This is a genomic window from Aeromonas sp. TECH754, assembly GCF_056279295.1.
In genome coordinates this window covers 2693446-2714637 of record NZ_JBWBRA010000001.1, presented here as the reverse complement: position 1 = coordinate 2714637, position 21192 = coordinate 2693446, and the positions used below count along the sequence as shown (strand labels likewise).

The window sequence follows — 21192 nt, the reverse complement described above, 5'->3', positions numbered from 1 at the left end:
TCTTCCCCCTTTTTTGAGCGTTGCCTTCTTAACACCGGATTTCCATGAAAAAAACACGCGCATTTTTAAAATGGGCCGGGGGAAAATACTCCCTGGTCGAAGAGATAGCCGAGCGGTTGCCGGCCGGGCGTGTGTTGCTGGAGCCCTTCGTCGGGGCGGGCTCGGTGTTTCTCAACACCGATTACGATGCCTACGTGCTCAACGACATCAATCCGGATCTGATCGGCCTCTACAATCACCTCAAGCAGCAGCCGGACAGCTTCATTGGCGAGGCACGCAAGCTGTTTGTGGCCGAATACAATCACAAGACCGCCTACTATCGACTGCGTACCCAGTTCAATCAGACCGAAGCCGGTTTCGAGCGGGCTCAGCTGTTCCTGTTCCTGAACCGCCATGGTTTCAACGGCCTGTGCCGGTACAACAAGAAGGGCGGCTTCAACGTACCGTTCGGTTCTTACAAGAAGCCCTATTTCCCCGAGAAAGAGCTGTGGGCCTTCGCCGAGAAGGCGCAGAAAGCCACCTTCATCTGCGAGAGTTATGCCGATGCCATGGCCAGAGCGGAGGAAGACTGGGTGATCTACTGCGATCCGCCATACGCGCCGCTCTCCACCACGGCCAGCTTCACCAGCTACTCGGCCGGTGGTTTCAGCCTGGACGATCAGGCCCTGCTGGCCCGTCTGGCACGCCATACCGCCGCGCACAAAGGGGTTCCCGTACTTATCAGCAATCACGACCTCGAGTTGACGCGAGAGCTGTATCGCGGTGCCCGGCTGGACGAGATCCTGGTCAAGCGCACCATCAGCCGCAATGGCGGTGGTCGCAACAAGGTGGCCGAGCTGCTGGCTCTCTACCCGCCGGGCATAGCGCCGGAACAAGGTTACTATCCGAGCGAGACCGAGCTGGTCTCCTGAGATAGTGCATGGACGGCTCCTTCGGGAGCCGTCGTCGTTTTCGAGTCGGTGGGCCGTTACCGCGGCTCAAACCCGCATCCATTCTGCTTTCTGGTCATTTTTGGTAGAAATCTGCGGGGCATTTTCACCGCCTGTTTGCGGTAAGACTGGCGGTCCGCTTTCCCTGCACTTGCGGGTCGTTTTCATCGCCCGTTTGCGGTAAAATTGCGCCGCTTTTTCTGCCACGCTGCCAATGGATGACGCTGATGAAAGACTTTCTGATTGCCCCCTCGATCCTCTCCGCCGATTTCGCCCGTCTGGGTGAAGATGTCGCCAAGGTGCTGGCCGCCGGCGCCGACGTGGTGCATTTCGATGTGATGGACAACCACTATGTCCCCAACCTGACCATAGGCCCCATGGTCTGCCAGGCCTTGCGTGACTACGGCATCGAGGCACTTATCGATGTGCACCTGATGGTCAAGCCGGTGGATCGCATCGTGCCCGATTTCGCCAAGGCGGGTGCCAACCTGATCACCTTCCACCCGGAAGCCTCGGATCACGTGGATCGCACCCTGGGCCTCATCAAGGAGCAGGGCTGCCAGGCGGGTCTGGTATTGAACCCGGCCACCCCGCTCTCCTGCCTCGAGTACGTGATGGACAAGCTGGACGTGATCCTGCTGATGTCGGTCAACCCGGGCTTCGGTGGCCAGAGCTTCATCCCCGGCACTCTCGACAAGCTGCGTCAGGTCCGTCGCCTGATTGACGAGAGTGGTCGCGACATCCGTCTCGAGATCGATGGCGGCGTCAAGGTGGAGAACATCCGCGAGATCGCAGAGGCGGGCGCAGACATGTTCGTGGCCGGCTCCGCCATCTTCGGCAAGCCGGATTACAAGGCGGTGATCGATCAGATGCGGGCGGAGCTGGCTCATGTCCGTTGAACGTCCCTTTGATCTGGTGCTGTTCGATCTGGATGGCACCCTGATCGACAGCGCCCCCCAGCTGGCGCTGGCGGTCAACCGTACTCTCGCCGATCTGGATCTGGCCGAGGCCGACGAAGCCGTGGTGCGGACCTGGGTCGGCAACGGGGCCGACAAGCTGATCCAGCGGGCGCTGGATTACCGCGAGGCCCCCGAGCTGTTCGCCAGGGCGCGCCCACTGTTCGACCAGCACTATCAGGCCTGTCTGCTGGAAGGGCTGGGCATGTATGAAGGGGTCGAGCAGAGCCTGCGCCGGTTGCAACGGCTCGGCTACCGCCAGGCGGTGGTGACCAACAAGCCGAGCCACTTCGTGCAACCCATTCTGGATGCCCTCAATATTGCGGATTGCTTCGCGCTCTGGTTGGGGGGCAACTGCGTGCCCGAGAAGAAGCCGAGCCCGGCACCCTTGCTGCATGCCTGCCACGAGCTGGGGGTCAGTCCCTCCCGCACCCTGATGGTGGGGGACTCCGAAAATGACGTGCTGGCCGCCCAGGCTGCCGGCATGAAGGTGGTGGGGCTCACCTATGGCTACAACTATGGCCGCCCCATCGCCGATTCCCGCCCGGATTGGGTGTGCGAGCAGTTTGCCCAGCTCGATGCCCTGTTGGCCGAATAAGGCTGCTGGGTTGGACGAATAACAAGGATCAACACTCTGATGACTAAACCAATCGTATTGAGCGGGGCTCAACCCTCGGGCCAGCTGACCATAGGCAACTATCTGGGGGCCCTGCGTCAGTGGGTCAACATGCAGGATGACTTCGACTGCCTCTACTGCATCGTCGATCTGCATGCCATCACCACCCGCCAGGAGCCCGCCGCCCTGCGCAAGGCTTGCCTCGACGCGGCCGCCCTCTATCTGGCGGTAGGGATAGATCCCGCCAAGAGCACCGTCTTCATCCAGTCTCACGTGCCCCAGCACGCAGAGCTTGGCTGGATCCTGAACTGCTACACCCAGATGGGCGAACTGTCGCGCATGACCCAGTTCAAGGACAAGTCCGCCCGCTTCGAGAACAACGTCAACGTCGGCCTGTTCGGTTATCCGGTGCTGATGGCGGCGGATATCCTGCTCTATCAGGCCAATCAGGTCCCGGTCGGCAACGATCAGAAGCAGCATCTGGAGCTGACCCGCGACATCTGCACCCGTTTCAACAACCTGCACGGCGAGGTCTTCACCCTGCCTGAGCCCTTCATCCCGGTCGATGGTGCGCGGGTGATGAGCCTGCAGGATCCGACCAAGAAGATGTCCAAGTCCGACGACAACGAGGCAAACTTCATCGGCCTGCTGGAAGATCCCAAGCAGATCATCAAGAAGATCAAGCGGGCGATGACCGACTCCGACGAGCCGGCGGTGGTGCGCTTCGATCCGGAGAACAAGCCGGGAGTCTCCAACTTGCTGACCCTGATGTCCGGGGTGACTGGCCGCGCCATCCCCGAACTCGAGCAGCATTTCGAAGGCAAGATGTACGGCCATCTCAAGACCGAGACCGCCGAGGCCGTGGTTGCCCTGCTGGAGCCCATCCAGGCCCGCTTCCACGAGCTGCGTCAAGATGAGACTCATCTGCAGGCAATTTTGGCGGCCGGCGCGCAAAAGGCGCGGGAAAGGGCTGAAAAAACATTAACCAGCGTATATGATGTAGTCGGCTTCGTTCCTCGAGCCTGACATACTGGGAAGGTGTAGTAGGAGAGAGCTGGGTATCTGCCTGGCTTTCTTTGTTTTCCCCGACCCCTTGTTCGTCATTCCTTCTTCCAATGTCAAACGCGGGTTTTTGCCCCAAGAGAAAGCATGTCTGTCGAATCCAATACCGTGATTGAAGAACTGGGTGACAAGGGTCACTGGCTGCGCAAGTTTCGCAAGGCCAAGAACCTCAACACCCTGCAACTGATGGTCTCCAACGCCATCGACAAGCACCACAAGACCCCGGCCATCGCCGCCGCCATCTATCTGGCCGAATGCCAGCGCGAGCGCGAGATGGAACAGGGCCGCTATCTGGATCGTTGATCCTCTGCCTTTGGTTATCCCATGCTGTTGTTGATCGATAACTACGACTCCTTTACCTGGAACCTGGTGCAATATTTTGGCGCCCTGGGGCAGGAGGTGGTGGTGAAGCGCAACGACGAGCTGAGCCTGGATGACATAGCCCGGCTCGCCCCCCGCTATCTGGTGATCTCCCCCGGCCCCTGCACCCCCAATGACGCGGGTATCTCTCTCGCGGCCATCAGTCGCTTCGCGGGCCAAATTCCCATCCTCGGCGTTTGCCTCGGCCATCAATCCCTGGCGCAGGCCTTCGGTGCCCGCGTGGTGCGCGCCCGTCGGGTGATGCATGGCAAGACCTCGCTGATCCGCCATCGGGGAGAGGGAGTGTTCAAGGGATTGAACGATCCGCTGCGAGTCACCCGCTACCACTCGCTGGTGGTGGAGCGTGAGACCCTGCCCGACTGTTTCGAGGTGACCGCCTGGAGCGAGCACGCCGACGGCAGCGTCGACGAGATCATGGGGCTGCGGCATAAACGACTGGCGCTGGAGGGAGTTCAGTTCCATCCGGAGAGTATTCTGAGCGAGCAGGGCCACCAGTTGCTGGCCAATTTTTTAGCCGCCTCCTGAAAAAATCGTGATGCCCATCCCAGAATCGGGATGAGGCCAAAAATATTTTCTCTGACACTTTATTCACCCCACTCCCTGCCCAAATTATCTCTTGCCAGCCCCCCCTGAGCCGTTATGCAATGTGGTTGCCTAAAATCTCACAGGCAATCGAACATTGTTCCCTGTAACCCGACTTGTTGCAGACTTTTAGCTTTTTTTCTGTGACAATGCCGATGTGTTTACATGGATTTAACTTTTAAGCGGTGGATTATTCTGTCGCCAGCTAGCAGGAGAGCAAAATGTCAGAGTTGTTGGCAGTGACACGTGAAGTGTTTGATGAAGTGATGGTGCCCAACTATGCGCCCGCCAAGATCATCCCGGTGCGTGGCGAGGGATCACGTGTCTGGGATCAGGAAGGCCGCGAGTATGTCGACTTCGCTGGCGGGATCGCGGTCAATGGCCTCGGTCATTGCCATCCCAAGCTGGTCGAGGCCCTGAAAACCCAGGGTGAGAAGCTGTGGCACCTCTCCAACGTGATGACCAACGAGCCGGCCCTGCGCCTGGCCAAGAAGCTGGTCGACGCCACCTTCGCCGAGAAGATCTATTTCTGCAACTCCGGTGCCGAAGCCAACGAAGCCGCTCTCAAGCTGGCCCGTCGCTATGCCATCGACAAGTTCGGGGCCCACAAGACCCAGATCATCGCCTTCCATCAGGGCTTCCACGGTCGCACCTTCTTCACCGTCAGCGTCGGTGGCCAGGCGGCCTACTCCGACGGTTTCGGCCCGAAACCCGCCGACATCACTCATGTCACCTACAACAATCTGGAAGAGCTGGCAGCCGCCATCTCCGACAATACCTGCGCCGTGGTGATGGAGCCGCTGCAGGGCGAGGGTGGCATCATTCGTCCCACCGACGAGTTTGCCAAGGGCGTGCGTGAGCTGTGCACCAGGCACAATGCCCTGCTTGTCTATGACGAAGTGCAATCTGGCGTCGGCCGCACCGGCGATCTGTACGCCTACATGGGCTTGGGGGTGACTCCGGACATCCTCACCAGCGCCAAGGCGCTCGGCGGCGGCTTCCCCATCGGCGCCATGCTGACCACCAGCGAAATCGCGGCTCATCTGAAAGTGGGTACTCACGGCTCCACCTACGGCGGCAACCCGCTGGCGTGCGCCGTGGCCGAAGCGGTACTGGATGTGGTCAACACCCCCGAGGTGCTCAATGGCATCAAGCAACGGGAACAGCTGTTCCGTGACGGCATCGAGGCCATCAACGCCAAGTACCACTGCTTCAGCGAGGTACGTGGTCAGGGTCTGCTGCTGGGCGCCGTGCTCAACGACGACTTCAAGGGGCGCTCCCGTGACTTCCTGCTGGCCTCCATCGACCAGGGGCTGATGGCACTGGTAGCGGGCACCAACGTGGTGCGCTTCGCTCCCTCTCTGGTTATCCCGGAAGCGGATATCAAGGAAGGTCTGGCCCGGTTCGAGAAAGCGGTCGCTCAGGTTATCAACGCCTGATCAGGAATTGAGGTGGGGAGCCCTCCCGGCAGGAGCCGGGACCCCACCTGTCGTCAATGAAAGGGAGTTGTCATCTATGTTGGTTATCCGTCCTATCGAGCAGCGCGACTTCGCCGGCCTCAAAACCTGTGCCATCGAATCCGGCACCGGCATGACTTCATTGCCCGTCAACGACGAGCTGCTGCAACGCAAGATCGATGCCTCGACCCAGACCTTCCTGGACAAGCCTGCCGGCAAGGGAGACTGCCTCTATTTCTTCGTGGCCGAGGATCTGGAGACCGGCGAAATGGTCGGCACCTGCGCCATCGATGCCGCAGTCGGCCTGTCCCAGCCCTTCTACAACTACCACATCGGCAAGGTGGTGCACTCATCCCCCAAGCTCGGCATTTACAACGTGGTCGAGACGCTCACCCTGTCCAACGACTACACCGGCAACTCCGAGCTGTGCACCCTGTTCCTGCGTGAATGCGCCCGCGAGGGGCTCAATGGCCGCCTGCTCTCCAAGCACCGTTTCCTGTTTATGGCCGAGCACCCCGAGCTGTTTGATGAGACCGTGTTCGCCGAGATGCGTGGTGTCTCCGATGGCGACGGTCACAGCCCCTTCTACGAGTGGCTGCAAAAGCATTTCTTCTCGATGGACTTTCCCACCGTCGACTATCTCACCGGCATCGGCAAGAAGCGCTTCATCGCCGAGCTGATGCCCAAGTACCCGATCTACGTCAACCTGCTGAGCAACGAGGCACGTGCCGTCATCGGTCAGACCCACGAGAAGACCCGTCCGGCCATCAAGATGCTGCAGGACGAAGGCTTCGTGAACCGCGGCTACGTCGATATCTTCGATGCGGGCCCCACCGTCGAGTGCGATGTGAAGCACATCCGCAGCGTGCGTCGTAGCCAGAAACTGCGAGTGCTGGTGGGCGAGCCCATCGGCGGCCATACCTACCTGCTGTGCAATACCCGCTTCGATCAGTACCGCGCCTGTTACGGCAATATCCGGGTCGATCTGGACAAGCACGAAGCCATCATCCCGCCCAAGATGGCGGCCGCCCTCAAGGTGGAAAATGGCGACATGGTGCGGGTCGTCGATCTGGAGTGATGAATCTGGCGAGGCCATAACATCTGAAACAGGCAGCCACGGCTGCCTGTGAACCACAGGGAGTGAATATGTCTTTAGTGCAACTTATCGATGGCCAGTGGCTGGCCGGTGAAGGCAAGGGGTTCGAGTCAAAGGATCCGGCCAAGAATGAAGTGATCTGGCAGGGACAGGCCGCCAGCGCCGCCCAGGTCGATGCCGCCATCCGTGCCGCTCGCAGCGCCTTCTACCATTGGTCCGATCTGGCGCTGGACGATCGTCTCGCCATCGTGCGTCGCTACGCCGATCTGCTCGGCGAGCACAAGGAGGCGCTGGCCCTGACCATCGCCCGTGAAACCGGCAAGCCGCTGTGGGAGACTCGCACTGAAGTGGCCGCCATGCAGGGCAAGATTGCCATCTCCATCCGCGCCCATGACGAGCGCACCGGTACCGTCGAGAATCCCATGCCGGGCGCCAAGGCGTTCGTGCGCCACAAGCCCCACGGCGTCGTCGCGGTGTTTGGCCCCTATAACTTCCCAGGCCATCTGCCCAACGGCCACATAGTACCGGCCCTCATCGCTGGCAATACCGTGGTGTTCAAGCCCTCCGAGCTGACCCCCATGGTGGCCGAAACCATGCTCAAGATCTGGCAGGAGGCGGGCCTGCCCAAGGGCGTGCTGAACCTGGTGCAGGGCGAGGTGGAGACCGGCAAGGCGTTGGCGGGCAATCCTGACATCGACGGCTTGTTCTTCACCGGCTCGTCCCGTACCGGTCACTTCCTGCACCAGCAGTTTGCCGGTCAACCGGGCAAGATCCTGGCCCTCGAGATGGGTGGCAACAACCCGCTGATCGTCAAAGACGTGAGCGACGTGGACGGCGCCGTCCATGCCATAGTGCAATCTGCCTTTATCACCTCCGGTCAGCGCTGCACCTGCTCGCGCCGCCTGTTCGTGGAGCGCGGCGCCCGGGGCGATGCCCTGGTCAAGCGCCTGCTGGAGGTGGTCGGCCAGATCAAGGTCGGTCTGTACGATGCCGCCGAGCAGCCCTTTATGGGCGCCATGATCAGCGAGCGCGCGGCGCTCGGCATGGTGGAGGCGCAAGCCAATCTGCAGCGCCTCGGCGGCGAGAGCCTGCTGGTGCTCAAGCACCTGAAGGCGGGCACAGGTTTCGTCTCCCCCGGCATCATCGATGTGACCGGGGTGGCTGCGCTGCCGGACGAGGAGTATTTCGGCCCGCTGCTGCAGCTCATCCGCTACGACGACTTCGACGCCGCCATCGATCAGGGCAACGCCACCAGCTTCGGCCTGTCGGCGGGCCTGCTCGGTGACAACGAGGCGGACTGGCAGCACTTCTTCAAGCGCATCCGTGCCGGCATAGTCAACTGGAACAAGCCCATCACCGGCGCCTCCAGTGCCGCACCCTTCGGTGGCATAGGTGCCTCCGGCAACCACAGGGCGAGCGCCTACTACGCCGCGGACTACTGTGCTTACCCGGTCGCCTCCGTCGAGGACAGTAAGGCCGCCATGCCGGATCAGCTCTCCCCCGGCCTGACCTTCTGATAACAAGAAAATAAAGAGGGGCACTCACAGGTGCCCTTGTCTGACCCGCCATCAAAGGAAAGAGAGATGCAAAAGGATATCGAGACTCTGTTTGGCCATCTGTGGGACAACTACATTCAGGTCACCCCGAGCGCCCATCAGGTTCATCAGCTACTGGGTGGCGGCGCCCCCATCATCAACGACCACGTGGCATTTCGGACCTACAACCTGCCCAAACTCGGGTTGGAGAAGCTGGCGGCCCACTTCCGTGCTCTGGGTTACGAGGAGAAGGGCGAGTATGTGTTCAAGGCCAAGAAACTCTACGCCAAGCACTTCGAACACGCCGACCCGGACGCCCCCAAGGTGTTCATCAGCGAGCTGAAGGTGGAGGAACTCTCCGAAGGCGCTCAGGCCATCATCCACAAGTTGGTGGATCAGGTGCCCGATCACCTGACCGATACCCCGGCCTTCCTCTACACGGGCACGGCCTGGCAGGTCTCCTGGACCGACTACCAGACCTTGCTGGCGGAGAGCGAGTATGCGGCCTGGATGGCGGCCTGGGGTTATCGTGCCAACCACTTCACGGTGAACATCAACCGCCTGAGCGACTTCGAGACCATAGAGCAGGTCAATGGAGCCCTGAAGGCGGCGGGCTTCGTGCTCAACGCCGTCGGCGGCGAGGTGAAGGGAGATCCCCAGGTGATGCTGGAGCAATCCTCCACCATGGCCGACAAGGCGGACGTGCCCTTCAGCGACGGCGTGCGCGCCATCCCGAGCTGCTTCTACGAGTTCGCCCGGCGCTATCCCCAGGCCGACGGCGTGCTCTACCCGGGCTTCGTCGAAGCCTCGGCGGACAAGATCTTCGAATCCACCAACGCCATGTAACGGTTGTTATTGCTAAAAACGCCCCGAAAGGGGCGTTTTGTTTTTCAAGGCGTGCGGTGAGCAGCATAAGGCTCCGAGTCCTGGTTTTACACCAGTTGCAACTCCCCCTCGGTGGCCAGCAGGGTGGTCATGCCGCCGGCTTTGCCAGCCTGGATGCCAATCCGGGTATCTTCGAACACCAGGCAGTTGGCGGGGTTGGCCCCCAGCAGTTCGGCCACTTTCAGGAAGGTATCGGGGTGGGGTTTGTGGTTGCTGACATCGTCGGCACTGACCACCACCGAGATGTAGGCGTCGAGGCCGGTGCTTTTCAGGATGCGATCGGCCTGATCCCGCGGTGAGCCGGTGCCTATGCCCATGGGCACCTTGCCGTGATAATGCCTGATCAGCTCCCACATGGTGGGGAAGACCTGGGCCTTGTCGATCTGCTCAAGGTAGAGCGCTATCTTGCGGCGGGCGAAGGCTTCCACGTCGATCTCCAGCCCGTGCTGCTCGGCCAGGATGGTCACTATCTTGCGGGTAGGAATACCACCGTACTCATTGAGCTGCGCCCGATCGAATGGCAGGCCGAATTCGGTGCTGGTGGTCTCCCAGGCATCCAGATGCAGGGGCATGGAGTCCACCAGGGTGCCGTCCATATCGAAGATCAGGGCGTCGTATTGCTCAAACTGGAACTGCTCGGACATGGGACTGCTTCCTCTTGGGCCAAAAGACCACCTTACCAGATCCGCCTCCCGGATGCCGCGACTGCCGTCATGGTAGGGCTGACAGTGGATTTGACCCTCGCTTGCTGATTTATTGGACCATCATGTGCTCTGCGCCTCGGGTGCCGGCATCTCACCGTCTCTGCCCCAAAAATCCTCTCCTCAAGCGCGGCCTGCTGCTTGTCCGGGGTCACTGGAAAAGAGCATAGCCGCGCCCCCTTGCCCATCATAGGAGCCAAGCTGAACGTCGGCGCCGCCCTCACCCGGGTGGTCACCGCCACCCTGCCCGTGTCCGGCAAGCTGAGCGAGCTGTTCGGCCGGGGGCGGATGCTCAACATCGGCATGGGCCTGTTTCTGGCGGGAGCTGTGGCCTGCACCCTGGCCCAGGATCTGCCCACGCTGCTGGCGGCCCGGGTGCTGCAGGGACTAGGTGGCGGGGGCTCATCGCACTGACCTTCACCGTCATCGCCGACTGCATTTCCCCGCGGGAAGTGGGCAAGTATCAGGGCTGCATCTCGGCGGTCTATGCGGTTTCCGACATCGCCGGGCTACTGCTCGGGGATGACTTCACCGAGCAGCTGAGCTGGATCTTCTGGAGCAACCTGCCCCTCGGGGCCCCGCTGGTAAACCGCACACTCGGCGGGGCCTCCATGGCCGGGCGGGACGTTTATGCCAGTAGCCAGACGGCGGTCTGGTAAGGGGCAAACAGGGCGCTGGTGGGCGCGGTGGGGTAGTTGCCGATCAACAGCCGATCCGCCCCCGGCGCCTCGTCGAAATGAGGCATCCACAGTGGCCGTTCGGTGAGGTTGGCGAGCAGCAGCAGGACCTGCGTCTGGCCGGTGGCCGGATCCCGCCAGCGGCGACGGTAGCCGATGCGTTGCGAGTCCTGTTCATCCAGCAGTGCGAAGTCCCCATGGCGGATGACCGGATGGGCCTTGCGCAGGGCGATCAGCCGGCGATAGCAGTGAAACAGGGAATCGGGGCGGGCGAGCTGCTCGGCGGCGTTGATCTCAGGGTAGTTCTCGTTGATCGGGAGCCAGGGCTTGGCCGTGCTGAAGCCGGCGTGAGGCCCGGCATTCCACTGCATCGGGGTTCTGGCATTGTCGCGCCCCAGGGCATCGAGGCGCCGCGCGAGCTCGACGGGGGCCAGCCCCAGCTCCTGCTGGGCGGTGCGATAGTTGATGGCCTCCACGTCCCGCAACTCATGGGCCTGCCAGTGGCGGTTGGTCATGCCAAGTTCCTCCCCCTGATAGAGGAAGGGGGTGCCCTGCATCATGTGCAGCACCATGGCCCACTGCTTGGCGCTGAGCGCTCGCCACTGTGGCTCGTCGTTGCCAAAACGGGAGACGACGCGGGGCAGATCGTGGTTGTTCAAAAACAGGCTGTTCCAGCCGCGGCGATGCAACCCCTGTTGGTGACGAGCCATGGCCTGCTTGAAGCGCAAGGGGTCGAAGTGTGATGCCCACTTGTCCGCCCCGAGCCCCAGATGCTCGAAGTTGAACACCATGCTGAACTCGCTGCCATCGGGGTTGGAGTAGCTCTGCATATGGGCGAGATCCGCTCCCCAGGTCTCTCCCACCGTGATGATCCCCTTGCCGCCGAAGCTGGCGCGATTGAGCTCGCGAATATAGTCGTGCAGCCGGGGCCCGTTGCTCATGGCCAGGCGCGACCAATCCTTGCTCACCATGTCGATCACATCGAAGCGAAAGCCCCGGATCCCCTTGTCCAGCCAGAAGTTGATCACCTCGGCCATGGCACTGCGCACCGCCGGGTTGTCCCAGTCGAGATCGGCCTGACTGGCATCGAAGTTGTGCAGGTAGTAGCGATCGAGCGTTGGCACGTACTGCCAGCCGTTGCCGCCGAAGATGGATTGCACCGGGTGGGCATCGACGAAGGCCTGGTCCCGAAACACATAGAAGGCCTGATAGTGGGGATCTCCGGCGAGGGCACGCTGGAACCACAGATGCTCGGTGGAGGTGTGGTTAGCGACGATGTCCATCATGAGGCCGATGCCGTGCGCATCGGCCTCATGGATCAGCTGCTCCATCTCGGCCAGGGTGCCGAACGCGGGATCGATGTCGCGATAATCCGCCACGTCATAGCCGTTGTCGCACTTGGGGGAGCGGTAGACAGGGGTGAGCCAGAGCATGTCGACTCCAAGCTCGGCCAGATAGTCGAGGCGTCGACGAATGCCGTTGATGTCCCCCATGCCATCGCCGTCGCTGTCTTGAAAGCTCATGGGGTAGATCTGGTAAATCACGCAGGTATCGAGAGGGATCATGGGGCTGGTCGGCTGGGGGAAGAGGGCTTCATTCTAGGCGCTTGGGCCAGCCCTCAACAGGGAGGGGGAGGAGCTGAAAAGGGTTCCATCATCGGCAGATTGTCAAAAGTGAGGGGAGGGTCACAGTGCCGCCACTCCCTGTCGGGCGCAGAGCGGGGATGGCGGCGTATTCGTACAACAGGCTTCGGGGCTTATGGGATGCCCCTGGTCGGTGTGTCGTGCTTCTCCTGCTGGTACTCGCTCTGGGCTTCCAGCTCCTTGCCGAGGAAGTAGTTCAGGAAGGTGCGGATCACCGCGATGATGGCGAGCTGGATCAGCTCCTCCTTGCTCGGCGATACCGTGGTCGCCAGGATGTCGGCGGCGAGCTGGAACTCCAGCGCCAGGATCAGCCAACTGCCGAAACAGAGCCGGATGCGGGGGAAGCCGGGTTCGTGATCCCGCACCCGCGCCGCCAGCCAGAGCGTCTTGCCAAGGCCGATCACCACGCAGGCGATGGAGATAAGCTCCAGCAGCAGCTGGAACAGCTCGACCCCGTGCATCATGCCTTCTCGCAGGCTCGCTAATTCAAACACGCTCGCTCCTTATCGATTCAAAAGAGTCACTATTAGCACAATGCCCGCCACAGGCCAACTCAGAGCGCCCGGATGAGTGCGGCGACCTGGGCGATGGCCGAGCGGGCCGCCGGGCTGATCCCCGCGAGCTGGAAGAAGCCGTGGATGACGCCGAGCTGGCGCTGGCAGCTCACCTCGACCCCGGCCTCGAGCAGGGCGCGATAGAGTGCCTCCCCCTCCTCTCGCAGAGGATCGTATTCGGCGGTGAGGATATGGGTCGGCGGCAGACCGGCAAGATCCGGGTGGTGAAGCGGGCTGGCCTCGGGATGGGTGGCTGGCAGCGCACCCAGATAGGCGGCAAAGCCGCTCAGCAACATGTCGGCGGTGATCAGGTAATCGTCGCCATAGTCGCGATAACTTTGGCTCTCGCCGCGGGCATCCAGCATGGGGTAGATCAGGATCTGGGCGGCGGGGAGGGGGACGCCCATGGACTTGAGCCGCAAGCAGGTCACCAGCGCGAGGTGGCCGCCGGCACTGTCGCCGGCCAGCGCCACCCGCTGCGGATCTCCCTGCCATTGGCCCAGCCGCGCCATGATGGCGAGAGTCGCCGCCAGGGCATCGTCGTGGGCCGCCGGATAGACATGTTCCGGAGCGAGGCGGGTGTGCACCGCAAACACCAGCGCATTGGCGCGGTTGCACAGCATGCGCAGCTGGCGGTCGTGGGTCTCGAACTCCCCGCTGACGAAACAGCCCCCATGGAAGTAGATGAGGGCAGGATGGGTTGGTGCTGCCTGTGCCGGGCGATAGAGGCGCACCGCATACTGGGCTTCGCACCACTCTTCAATTTGCCCGACCTCCTCGCGCTCCCCGCCCAGCACGGCCGAGGCGAGATAGCCTTCACGGCGGGCTTGCCAGCTCAGTTCACTGGCCCTGGGGCGGCCAGCGGCGATAAAGCCATCGACGATGTCGGCGATGGCGGGTTCGAGAGAGGCTTGCATGGGACACTCCATAATAACTGTATATAAAAACAGTGATTATGTGCCTCTGGCCGCTCATGGCAAGACAACCGCCGTGAGGAGGCTCACAGACTCGCGACTAGATCAGCGTGAATTCAATCACATAGAGCGGCGGCAGTTCGGGGTAGATGTCCCGGATCACCTGCTTGAGCTCGGGCAGGGTCATGTTCTCCTGGCGGGCGTGCTCCTCATTCAGGGCATCGAAGGGCACAGGCGTCACCGACAACACCTCGATGGCGCCAAAGGGCTGGTGCTCCGGGTTGGTGAAGAGGGAGAGGCGCTGGCCCGGTTGCCAGTGGGCTTCGCTCTCATCGCGTATGGTGATGGTCTTGCGGCCCGCCAGGATATCCTCGACGAAGCGGCCGAAGAAGGTGAATTCGGAATAAGGATGAGTAGACATGGGTTCTCCGATGGATAAAGGGTTGAAACAGGGATCAAAGGTCGAGATAGGCGCGCAGTCTGGCCAGATCGGCGATGACGGGGCCTTCGACCCCCTCGCGCAGTATCCCCTGTTCGACCAGCTCCTTGAGCGCGCGGCGGTAGACCCGCTCCGTGGTGCCAAAGCGCGCCGCCTCGCGGGCCCGCTTGCGCGATCCCAGCATGGGGGTGCGCTGGCGATCCCGCCACAGCTCATAGGCAATGTTGTAGGCGATGGGGTGCAGCAGGCGGCTGGTGGTGATGTCCAGGGTATCGAGGTAGTCGCTGGCCAGGGCCGCGGCGAAGAACAGGGTCAGTGCGGGTTCATCCAGCAGGCGTTGAGCCAGCTTGTGAGCACAGATGACGCTGGCATCCAGCTCGGTCTCGGCCACCACGCTCCACTGCACCGGGGTGGCGCTGAAGAACTCCATCTCGCCGAAGATCTGGGAATGACACTCTATTTCACCCAGTTGGAACAGGCGACCCGAGTGTACGGCGCTGTTGAGGGACACTCGTCCGTGTTCCACCAGATAGAGGTGATCGCTTTGTTCCCCCTGGCGCATGATGGACTCACCCGGCAGGTAGCGGCGCAGATAGAGGCTGCACTCCGCGATCACCCTGGCAAAGCGAGGCTGCTGCTGACTGAGCTCGGCGTGAAAGCGGCCTAAGGGGTAGGGCTGTTGCTGCATGGGGTTCGCTGAGGATTGACGAGGGCAAGAGGCTAACAAGAGCGTGGGTCGGATGCCAGCATGCCGGGCGATGAATGCGGCGGGCTTAACGTTTTGTCGGGGCGCGGTAGTGCCCCGACAAATTGATGGCGACTCGCGCTACTGCACCAGGGCATGGAGCGCGGCGGCGATGGCCAGCCGCTCCCCCGCCATCATGGCGGCCTCTGCACTCGCATAGTCGCCCACCCCCTGCTGCACATCTTGCTCGAACGCCACCACGTTGCAGAGCACGGCGGCCACCCGTACCTTGCGCAGCCGGCCCACGGCGAGCAGGGAGGCGGTCTCCATGTCCGCCCCCAGCACGCCGCGCTCATGCCAGTAGCGACATACCGCCTGTTCGTCATCCCGATAGAAGCTGTCGTGGGAGCGCACCAGCCCGTGCCAACAAGGCTGGCTGCTGGCAGCGATGTGTTCGAGCAAGGTGGCCTGCAGGCGAATGTCGGCGCAGGCGGGATACTCGGGGGGCAGATAGGCCAGTGAGGCGCCATCGTGGCGCACGGCGCCTTCCACGACGATCAGATCCCCGAGCGCTATATTCGGCTGCAGGGCGCCCGCAGAGCCGACCCGCACCAATGCCCGGGCACCGGCCTGCACCAGCTCCTCCAGGGCGATGACGGCGGAGGCGCCGCCGATGCCGGTGCTGCAGAGGGTGATGGGCCGCCCCCGATAATGACCGTTGATGAGACGAAACTCCCGGTTCTGGCCGAGCAGCTCGCACTGCTCAAGCTGGCTGGCGATGCGATCGACCCTGGCGGGATCGCCGCACAGGATAACCCGTTCGGCGATCTGGTCTGGGCGGCACTGCAGGTGGGGCAGCAGGCTCATACGCTCGCCTGCGGGCGCTTGGCGGCCAGCATCCAGAGGCGGGTGCCGTTGGCGGCGATGAACAGCAGGATCAGGTACTCCAGCGACATGGCGTAGACACCCTGAGCGGCATAGACACCGATGCTGATGAGGTTGATGACCACCCACAGGATCCAGTTCTCCACGTATTTGCGGGTCATCAGGATCTGGGCCACCACCGAGAGTACCGTCATGCAGGCATCCCAGAACGGGAAGGCATCGGGGGAGGGCTCAGGGGTGGCCAGGCCAGCCCCGAACAGGTTGAGCAGGGCGACCGAGGTGCGGGCCAGGGCGGCGAATACCGGGTCGATGAACAGGGTCAGCAGGGCGATGGCGACGATACTCACCCCCGCGGTCAGCATCAGCTTGGACTTGCTCAGCCAGCGGATCTGCAAGCTGTCCCCCTGCTCGTTGGCGGGGCGGGTCCAAGCATACCAGCCGTAGAGATTGGCGCAGAAGAAGAACAGTTGCAGCATCAGCAGGCCGTAGAGCTGGATCTGGAAGAAGATGATGGCGAACAGGCTGACGTTGATGAGGCCGAACAGGTAGTTGATGGTCTTCTCCTGGCTGGCGAACCAGATGCAGGCCAGGCCGAACAGGGTGCCGACGGCCTCAATCCACGACATGGCGTAGCCGCCGCCAAGGGGGATGGTCACCAGGGTGTGATGGATGCTGAACCACTCAAACATGCTCATTTTCGTTTCCTTTGAAAATTTGACCGAAAGGGAAGATCGGAACAGACCCATTCTAGGGGCTGGGCGAGGGCGACAGCAGGACTTTTGTCCGCCCAGACCCGCGCGGCTTCAAAGAATGACACAGTGGCGGCATCATCCAGTCTCTGCTCTTTTTACCGGCTTCATGCGGGCTCGGATGTGCGATGATGGGGGCTCCCCTTTTTTGACATGTAACAAGATGGGGGGGCGTAAGCTGTGGTCTGATGGACGCGGTTGCAGCCCGGCATCGGGGCGGGAACGAACGAAAGGAGCGAGTGTGAATTCCGAGTTGATCTGGGTCCTCTGCATGCTGGTGGGCGCCATCTATCTGTTTATTACCAACAAGGTGCGCATGGACGTGGTGGCCTTGGGGATCGTCATCCTGTTTGTGCTGAGCGGCACCCTGACCCTGCCGGAGGCGCTGGCGGGCTTCAGCGATCCCAACGTCATCCTGATCGCCGCCCTGTTCGTGGTGGGAGAGGGGCTGGTGCGCACCGGCATCGCCTATCAGGTGGGGGATGCGCTGGTCAAGGTGGCGGGCAACAGCGAGACCCGCATGCTGGTGCTCTTGATGGTGGCGGTGGCGACCCTGGGGGCCGTGATGAGCAGCACCGGGGTGGTGGCCATCTTCATCCCCGTGGTGCTGAGCGTGGCGAACCGGATGGGGATCCCGGCCGGACGACTGATGATGCCGCTCGGCTTTGCCGGCCTCATCAGCGGCATGATGACCCTGGTGGCGACCCCGCCCAACATGGTGGTCAACAGCGAGCTGATGCGCCACGGTATTCATGGCTTCGGCTTCTTCAGCTTCACCCCCATGGGGGTGCTGATCCTCGGCCTGGGGATCCTCTACATGCTGCTGATGCGCAATTCGTTGGTGCGTGAGGGGGAGGAAGGAAAAGGCAAACAAGCGGGGCGCAGCACCATGCGCGATCTCATTCGCGACTACCGCTTGGCCGGCCGTGCCCGCCGACTGGCAATCCGCCCCGACTCCCCCATGATTGGCCAGACCCTGGACGAGCTGCAACTGCGCGCCCGTTACGGCGCCAACGTCATCGGACTGGAGCGCTGGCGCAAGTTTCGGCGGGTGATGGTGACCGTCTCAGGCGTTACCGAGTTCCAGGCCAAGGACGTGCTGCTGATCGACATGTCCGACCCCGAGGTCGATGTGCGCGAGTTCTGCAGCGAGGCGCGGCTCGAGCCCATGATACTGCGCGGGGAGTACTTCTCCGATCAGGCGCGGGAGGTGGGCATGGCCGAGGTGTCGCTCATTCCTGAATCCCGTCTGATCGGCAAGAGCATCCGCGAGGTGGCGTTTCGCTCCCACTATGGCCTGAGCGTGGTGGGCATTCGCCGCAACGGCGAGGCACTGACCGGCAAGCTGGTGGACGAGCCGCTGCAGATGGGAGACAGTCTGCTGGTGGTGGGCAATTGGAGTCTAATACGCCAGTTGCAGGCCAAAGTGCGGGATTTCCTGCTGCTGGGGTTGCCGGCAGAAGTAGACGAGATGGCGCCGGCGCGCAGTCAGGCCATTCATGCCCTGTTCTGCCTCGGGGTCATGATAGTGTTGATGGTGACCGATCCCGTGCCCAACGTCATCGCCGCGCTCATCGCCTGCCTGTTGATGGGCAAGTTCCGCTGCATCGACATGGAGAGCGCCTACAAGTCCATTCACTGGCCGACCCTGATCCTGATCGTCGGCATGCTGCCCTTCGCCCTGGCGCTGCAGAAGACCGGCGGGGTGGATCTCATCGTCGGCGGCCTGATGGCGGCGGTGGGGGACATGGGGCCCCGCGTGATGCTGGCGAGCCTGTTCGTGCTGTGCGCGGTGATCGGGCTCTTCATCTCCAATACCGCGACGGCGGTGCTGATGGCGCCCATTGCGCTCGGCACGGCCCAGCAGATGGGGGTCTCGCCCTATCCGTTCGCCATGACCATCGCCATCGCCGCTTCGGCGGCCTTCATGACGCCGGTCTCGTCACCGGTCAACACCCTGGTGCTGGGGCCCGGCAACTACAAGTTCGTGGACTTCGTGCGGATCGGGGTGCCCTTCACCCTGCTGGTGATGGTGGTGAGCGTCATCGCCATTCCCTGGATCTTCCCGTTCTAGCGCAAACGCGTGACACAAGCGGCCTGCGGGCCGCTTTTTTGTGGCCGTCATGCCGGCTTGTTAAGAGCGGAGATTGGGGGACTAAGGGGCGAACAACGCGGGGATAGGGATGCTCAGCCACAAACGGCGGGTACAAAAAAACCAGCCGGAGCTGGTCTGTTTGGTACTGCTATTAATGGTGCGGAAGGAGAGACTCGAACTCTCACGCCTAGGGCGCCAGAACCTAAATCTGGTGCGTCTACCAATTTCGCCACTTCCGCAATATTAATGGTGGCTATGACGGGATTCGAACCTGTGACCCTCGCATTATGAGTGCGATGCTCTAACCAACTGAGCTACATAGCCATCTGTCATCAACCACAGGGTGGAAGAGACGAGATAATGGCTGGGGTACTAGGATTCGAACCTAGGGATGGCGAGATCAAAACCCGCTGCCTTACCGCTTGGCGATACCCCAACAGCGATGCCAGACATTGACTGTCAAACATCTTTAAAAATGGCTGGGGTACTAGGATTCGAACCTAGGGATGGCGAGATCAAAACCCGCTGCCTTACCGCTTGGCGATACCCCAACTGAACAACTTGTAAATGGTGGCTATGACGGGATTCGAACCTGTGACCCTCGCATTATGAGTGCGATGCTCTAACCAACTGAGCTACATAGCCATCTGTCATCAACCACGATGGTGGAAGAGAACGAGATAATGGCTGGGGTACTAGGATTCGAACCTAGGGATGGCGAGATCAAAACCCGCTGCCTTACCGCTTGGCGATACCCCAACAATGTCTTTCAACTGCCTTGCGACAGGCAAAAAACTTTAAAAATGGCTGGGGTACTAGGATTCGAACCTAGGGATGGCGAGATCAAAACCCGCTGCCTTACCGCTTGGCGATACCCCAACTGAACTGATTTATGGTGGCTATGACGGGATTCGAACCTGTGACCCTCGCATTATGAGTGCGATGCTCTAACCAACTGAGCTACATAGCCAACCGTGCTTCCAGTGAGTCGTTGCCTCGTCACTGTGCGGCCGGAATTATGCGTATCTGGCTCTGGGGCGTCAACCCTTTTTTTGCCAGAAAAACCGAATTTGGGTGCGTTTGGCGAGTTATTGGACGCTATCGTGCAAAAGCCCAACAATCTGGTTTTTTTTGCGACATTTGCCAGCAGATCCGCAATCTGGGCACATAGCAAAGAGGCCAGCAAATGCTGGCCTCTCATGGGATTAGACGTTGAACAGGAAGTTCATAATATCGCCATCCTTGACGATATAGTCTTTCCCTTCGGCGCGCATCTTGCCTGCTTCCTTGGCTCCTTGCTCACCCTTGTAGGTGATAAAGTCGTCGAAGGCGATGGTCTGGGCGCGAATAAAGCCTTTCTCGAAGTCGGTGTGGATCTTGCCTGCCGCCTGTGGGGCGGTGGCACCGACCGGAATGGTCCAGGCGCGCACTTCCTTCACCCCGGCGGTGAAGTAGGTCTGCAGGTTCAGCAGCTCGTAACCGGAGCGGATCACCCGGTTCAGGCCCGGCTCTTCGATACCCAGATCGGCCATGAACTCGGCTCTGTCGGCATCGTCCAGCTCGGCGATGTCGGACTCGATGGCGCAGCAGACGACCACCACGACCGCGTTCTCGGCGGCGGCGATTTCACGCACCTTGTCGAGGAAGGGGTTGTTCTCGAAGCCGTCTTCCGCCACGTTGGCGATGTACATGGTGGGCTTCAAGGTCAGGAAGTTGAGGTGGCTGACGGCGGCCAGCTCTTCCTTGTCCAGCTTCATGCCGCGGATCATCTGGCCGTTTTCCAGCACGGCCCGAATTTTTTCAAGGGTCTCCACTTCCAGCTTGGCATCCTTGTCGCCGCCCTTGGCGCGCTTGGACTGACGGTGGATGGCGCGCTCGCAGGCGTCCAGATCCGACAGGGCCAATTCGGTGTTGATCACTTCGATGTCATCGGCCGGGGAGACCTTGCCCGCGACGTGGATGATGTTTTCGTCTTCGAAGCAGCGCACCACGTGACCGATGGCCTCGGTTTCGCGGATGTTGGCCAGGAACTGGTTGCCCAGACCCTCACCCTTGGAGGCGCCCGCCACCAGGCCGGCGATGTCCACGAATTCCATGGTGGTCGGCACCACGCGCTGGGGATTGATGATGGCCGCCAGGGCGTCGAGACGGGGATCCGGCATGGGGACCACACCCGTGTTCGGCTCAATGGTGCAGAACGGGAAGTTGGCGGCTTCGATGCCGGCCTTGGTCAGCGCATTGAACAGGGTGGATTTGCCTACATTGGGTAGGCCCACGATACCGCATTTAAAACCCATGGATTGTTACCTTATTGATGGATGCTGTGAGGGACCGCCAAGCGGCGGCCCTGG

General features: G+C 61.5%; 22 protein-coding genes and 8 tRNA genes. 13 read left to right on the top strand and 17 right to left on the bottom strand.

The features are described 5' to 3' along the window. Nucleotides 1-44 precede the first annotated feature (44 nt). From ACZ9IL_RS12165 to ACZ9IL_RS12120, 10 genes are all read left to right on the top strand, one after another. A complete protein-coding gene (locus ACZ9IL_RS12165; protein WP_476003743.1) occupies nucleotides 45-911 on the top strand; it encodes a Dam family site-specific DNA-(adenine-N6)-methyltransferase in 867 nt (288 codons plus the stop codon). 245 nt (nucleotides 912-1156) lie between these two features. After that, nucleotides 1157-1828, top strand: a complete 672-nt coding sequence (rpe, locus tag ACZ9IL_RS12160) for a ribulose-phosphate 3-epimerase (protein WP_476003742.1) — start codon at nucleotides 1157-1159, stop codon at nucleotides 1826-1828. Then, the gene (locus ACZ9IL_RS12155; RefSeq protein ID WP_476003741.1) at nucleotides 1818-2483 is read left to right on the top strand and encodes a phosphoglycolate phosphatase; all 666 of its coding nucleotides are present in this window, start codon (nucleotides 1818-1820) and stop codon (nucleotides 2481-2483) included. The genes rpe and ACZ9IL_RS12155 overlap by 11 nt, the downstream gene beginning before the upstream one ends. Nucleotides 2484-2522: 39 nt before the next feature. Further along, complete coding sequence (trpS, locus tag ACZ9IL_RS12150; RefSeq protein ID WP_476003740.1) at nucleotides 2523-3527, top strand: tryptophan--tRNA ligase; 1005 nt, start codon at nucleotides 2523-2525, stop codon at nucleotides 3525-3527. Nucleotides 3528-3650: 123 nt separating this feature from the next. Continuing rightward, the gene (locus ACZ9IL_RS12145) at nucleotides 3651-3866 is read left to right on the top strand and encodes a hypothetical protein (protein WP_476003739.1); all 216 of its coding nucleotides are present in this window, start codon (nucleotides 3651-3653) and stop codon (nucleotides 3864-3866) included. Between the two features lie 21 nt (nucleotides 3867-3887). Beyond that, nucleotides 3888-4469 carry an aminodeoxychorismate synthase component II gene (locus tag ACZ9IL_RS12140; RefSeq protein WP_476003738.1) on the top strand — a complete coding sequence of 194 codons (582 nt, stop codon included), beginning with the start codon at nucleotides 3888-3890 and terminating at the stop codon, nucleotides 4467-4469. 278 nt (nucleotides 4470-4747) lie between these two features. Next, nucleotides 4748-5965: an aspartate aminotransferase family protein gene (locus ACZ9IL_RS12135; RefSeq protein ID WP_476003737.1), complete on the top strand. Its 1218-nt coding sequence runs from the start codon at nucleotides 4748-4750 to the stop codon at nucleotides 5963-5965. A 76-nt stretch (nucleotides 5966-6041) separates the two neighbouring features. Beyond that, the gene (gene astA, locus ACZ9IL_RS12130; RefSeq protein WP_042643939.1) at nucleotides 6042-7061 is read left to right on the top strand and encodes an arginine N-succinyltransferase; all 1020 of its coding nucleotides are present in this window, start codon (nucleotides 6042-6044) and stop codon (nucleotides 7059-7061) included. Between the two features lie 68 nt (nucleotides 7062-7129). Continuing rightward, entirely contained in the window at nucleotides 7130-8596 is a 1467-nt protein-coding gene (astD, locus tag ACZ9IL_RS12125) for a succinylglutamate-semialdehyde dehydrogenase (protein ID WP_476003736.1), read from the top strand. 66 nt (nucleotides 8597-8662) lie between these two features. Then, entirely contained in the window at nucleotides 8663-9460 is a 798-nt protein-coding gene (locus tag ACZ9IL_RS12120; RefSeq protein ID WP_476003735.1) for a 2-oxoadipate dioxygenase/decarboxylase family protein, read from the top strand. Nucleotides 9461-9546: 86 nt separating this feature from the next. Here ACZ9IL_RS12120 and ACZ9IL_RS12115 read toward each other — a convergent pair whose 3' ends face one another. Beyond that, complete coding sequence (locus tag ACZ9IL_RS12115; protein WP_476003734.1) at nucleotides 9547-10143, bottom strand: HAD family hydrolase; 597 nt, start codon at nucleotides 10141-10143, stop codon at nucleotides 9547-9549. A 237-nt stretch (nucleotides 10144-10380) separates the two neighbouring features. Here ACZ9IL_RS12115 and ACZ9IL_RS12110 point away from each other — a divergent pair, with 237 nt between their 5' ends. Both ACZ9IL_RS12110 and ACZ9IL_RS12105 read left to right on the top strand, forming a co-directional pair. Next, the gene (locus tag ACZ9IL_RS12110) at nucleotides 10381-10614 is read left to right on the top strand and encodes an MFS transporter (protein WP_476003733.1); all 234 of its coding nucleotides are present in this window, start codon (nucleotides 10381-10383) and stop codon (nucleotides 10612-10614) included. A gap of 38 nt (nucleotides 10615-10652) precedes the next feature. Then, entirely contained in the window at nucleotides 10653-10859 is a 207-nt protein-coding gene (locus ACZ9IL_RS12105; protein ID WP_476003732.1) for a hypothetical protein, read from the top strand. Here ACZ9IL_RS12105 and ACZ9IL_RS12100 read toward each other — a convergent pair. The 7 genes from ACZ9IL_RS12100 to pnuC form a co-directional block, all read right to left on the bottom strand. Further along, entirely contained in the window at nucleotides 10829-12442 is a 1614-nt protein-coding gene (locus ACZ9IL_RS12100) for an alpha-glucosidase (protein WP_476003731.1), read from the bottom strand. The two genes, ACZ9IL_RS12105 and ACZ9IL_RS12100, sit on opposite strands and share 31 nt — an antisense overlap. Before the next feature lie 191 nt (nucleotides 12443-12633). Further along, nucleotides 12634-13014 carry a DUF1622 domain-containing protein gene (locus ACZ9IL_RS12095; protein ID WP_476003730.1) on the bottom strand — a complete coding sequence of 127 codons (381 nt, stop codon included), beginning with the start codon at nucleotides 13012-13014 and terminating at the stop codon, nucleotides 12634-12636. A 59-nt stretch (nucleotides 13015-13073) separates the two neighbouring features. Next, a complete protein-coding gene (locus ACZ9IL_RS12090; RefSeq protein ID WP_476003729.1) occupies nucleotides 13074-13991 on the bottom strand; it encodes an alpha/beta hydrolase in 918 nt (305 codons plus the stop codon). 97 nt (nucleotides 13992-14088) lie between these two features. Next, nucleotides 14089-14409: a N(4)-acetylcytidine aminohydrolase gene (yqfB, locus tag ACZ9IL_RS12085; RefSeq protein WP_476003728.1), complete on the bottom strand. Its 321-nt coding sequence runs from the start codon at nucleotides 14407-14409 to the stop codon at nucleotides 14089-14091. A 34-nt stretch (nucleotides 14410-14443) separates the two neighbouring features. Then, complete coding sequence (locus ACZ9IL_RS12080; protein WP_476003727.1) at nucleotides 14444-15115, bottom strand: Crp/Fnr family transcriptional regulator; 672 nt, start codon at nucleotides 15113-15115, stop codon at nucleotides 14444-14446. 138 nt (nucleotides 15116-15253) lie between these two features. Beyond that, a complete protein-coding gene (locus ACZ9IL_RS12075; protein WP_476003726.1) occupies nucleotides 15254-15979 on the bottom strand; it encodes a nucleoside phosphorylase in 726 nt (241 codons plus the stop codon). Next, nucleotides 15976-16692 carry a nicotinamide riboside transporter PnuC gene (gene pnuC, locus ACZ9IL_RS12070; RefSeq protein ID WP_476003725.1) on the bottom strand — a complete coding sequence of 239 codons (717 nt, stop codon included), beginning with the start codon at nucleotides 16690-16692 and terminating at the stop codon, nucleotides 15976-15978. Before pnuC ends, ACZ9IL_RS12075 begins: the two co-directional genes overlap by 4 nt. A gap of 295 nt (nucleotides 16693-16987) precedes the next feature. Between pnuC and ACZ9IL_RS12065 the strand changes: the two genes are divergently transcribed. Then, the gene (locus ACZ9IL_RS12065) at nucleotides 16988-18820 is read left to right on the top strand and encodes an SLC13 family permease (RefSeq protein ID WP_476003724.1); all 1833 of its coding nucleotides are present in this window, start codon (nucleotides 16988-16990) and stop codon (nucleotides 18818-18820) included. 176 nt (nucleotides 18821-18996) lie between these two features. Here ACZ9IL_RS12065 and ACZ9IL_RS12060 read toward each other — a convergent pair. The 9 genes from ACZ9IL_RS12060 to ychF form a co-directional block, all read right to left on the bottom strand. After that, a tRNA-Leu gene (locus tag ACZ9IL_RS12060) sits at nucleotides 18997-19080 on the bottom strand. An 8-nt stretch (nucleotides 19081-19088) separates the two neighbouring features. Beyond that, a tRNA-Met gene (locus ACZ9IL_RS12055) sits at nucleotides 19089-19165 on the bottom strand. A 37-nt stretch (nucleotides 19166-19202) separates the two neighbouring features. Next, nucleotides 19203-19277 (bottom strand) — tRNA-Gln (locus tag ACZ9IL_RS12050). 40 nt (nucleotides 19278-19317) lie between these two features. After that, a tRNA-Gln gene (locus ACZ9IL_RS12045) sits at nucleotides 19318-19392 on the bottom strand. 17 nt (nucleotides 19393-19409) lie between these two features. Then, nucleotides 19410-19486, bottom strand: a tRNA-Met gene (locus ACZ9IL_RS12040). Nucleotides 19487-19525: 39 nt separating this feature from the next. Beyond that, nucleotides 19526-19600: transfer RNA gene (locus tag ACZ9IL_RS12035), tRNA-Gln, on the bottom strand. 45 nt (nucleotides 19601-19645) lie between these two features. Then, a tRNA-Gln gene (locus ACZ9IL_RS12030) sits at nucleotides 19646-19720 on the bottom strand. Between the two features lie 14 nt (nucleotides 19721-19734). After that, nucleotides 19735-19811: transfer RNA gene (locus ACZ9IL_RS12025), tRNA-Met, on the bottom strand. A 235-nt stretch (nucleotides 19812-20046) separates the two neighbouring features. Then, the gene (gene ychF, locus ACZ9IL_RS12020; RefSeq protein ID WP_033131036.1) at nucleotides 20047-21138 is read right to left on the bottom strand and encodes a redox-regulated ATPase YchF; all 1092 of its coding nucleotides are present in this window, start codon (nucleotides 21136-21138) and stop codon (nucleotides 20047-20049) included. Nucleotides 21139-21192 lie beyond the last annotated feature (54 nt).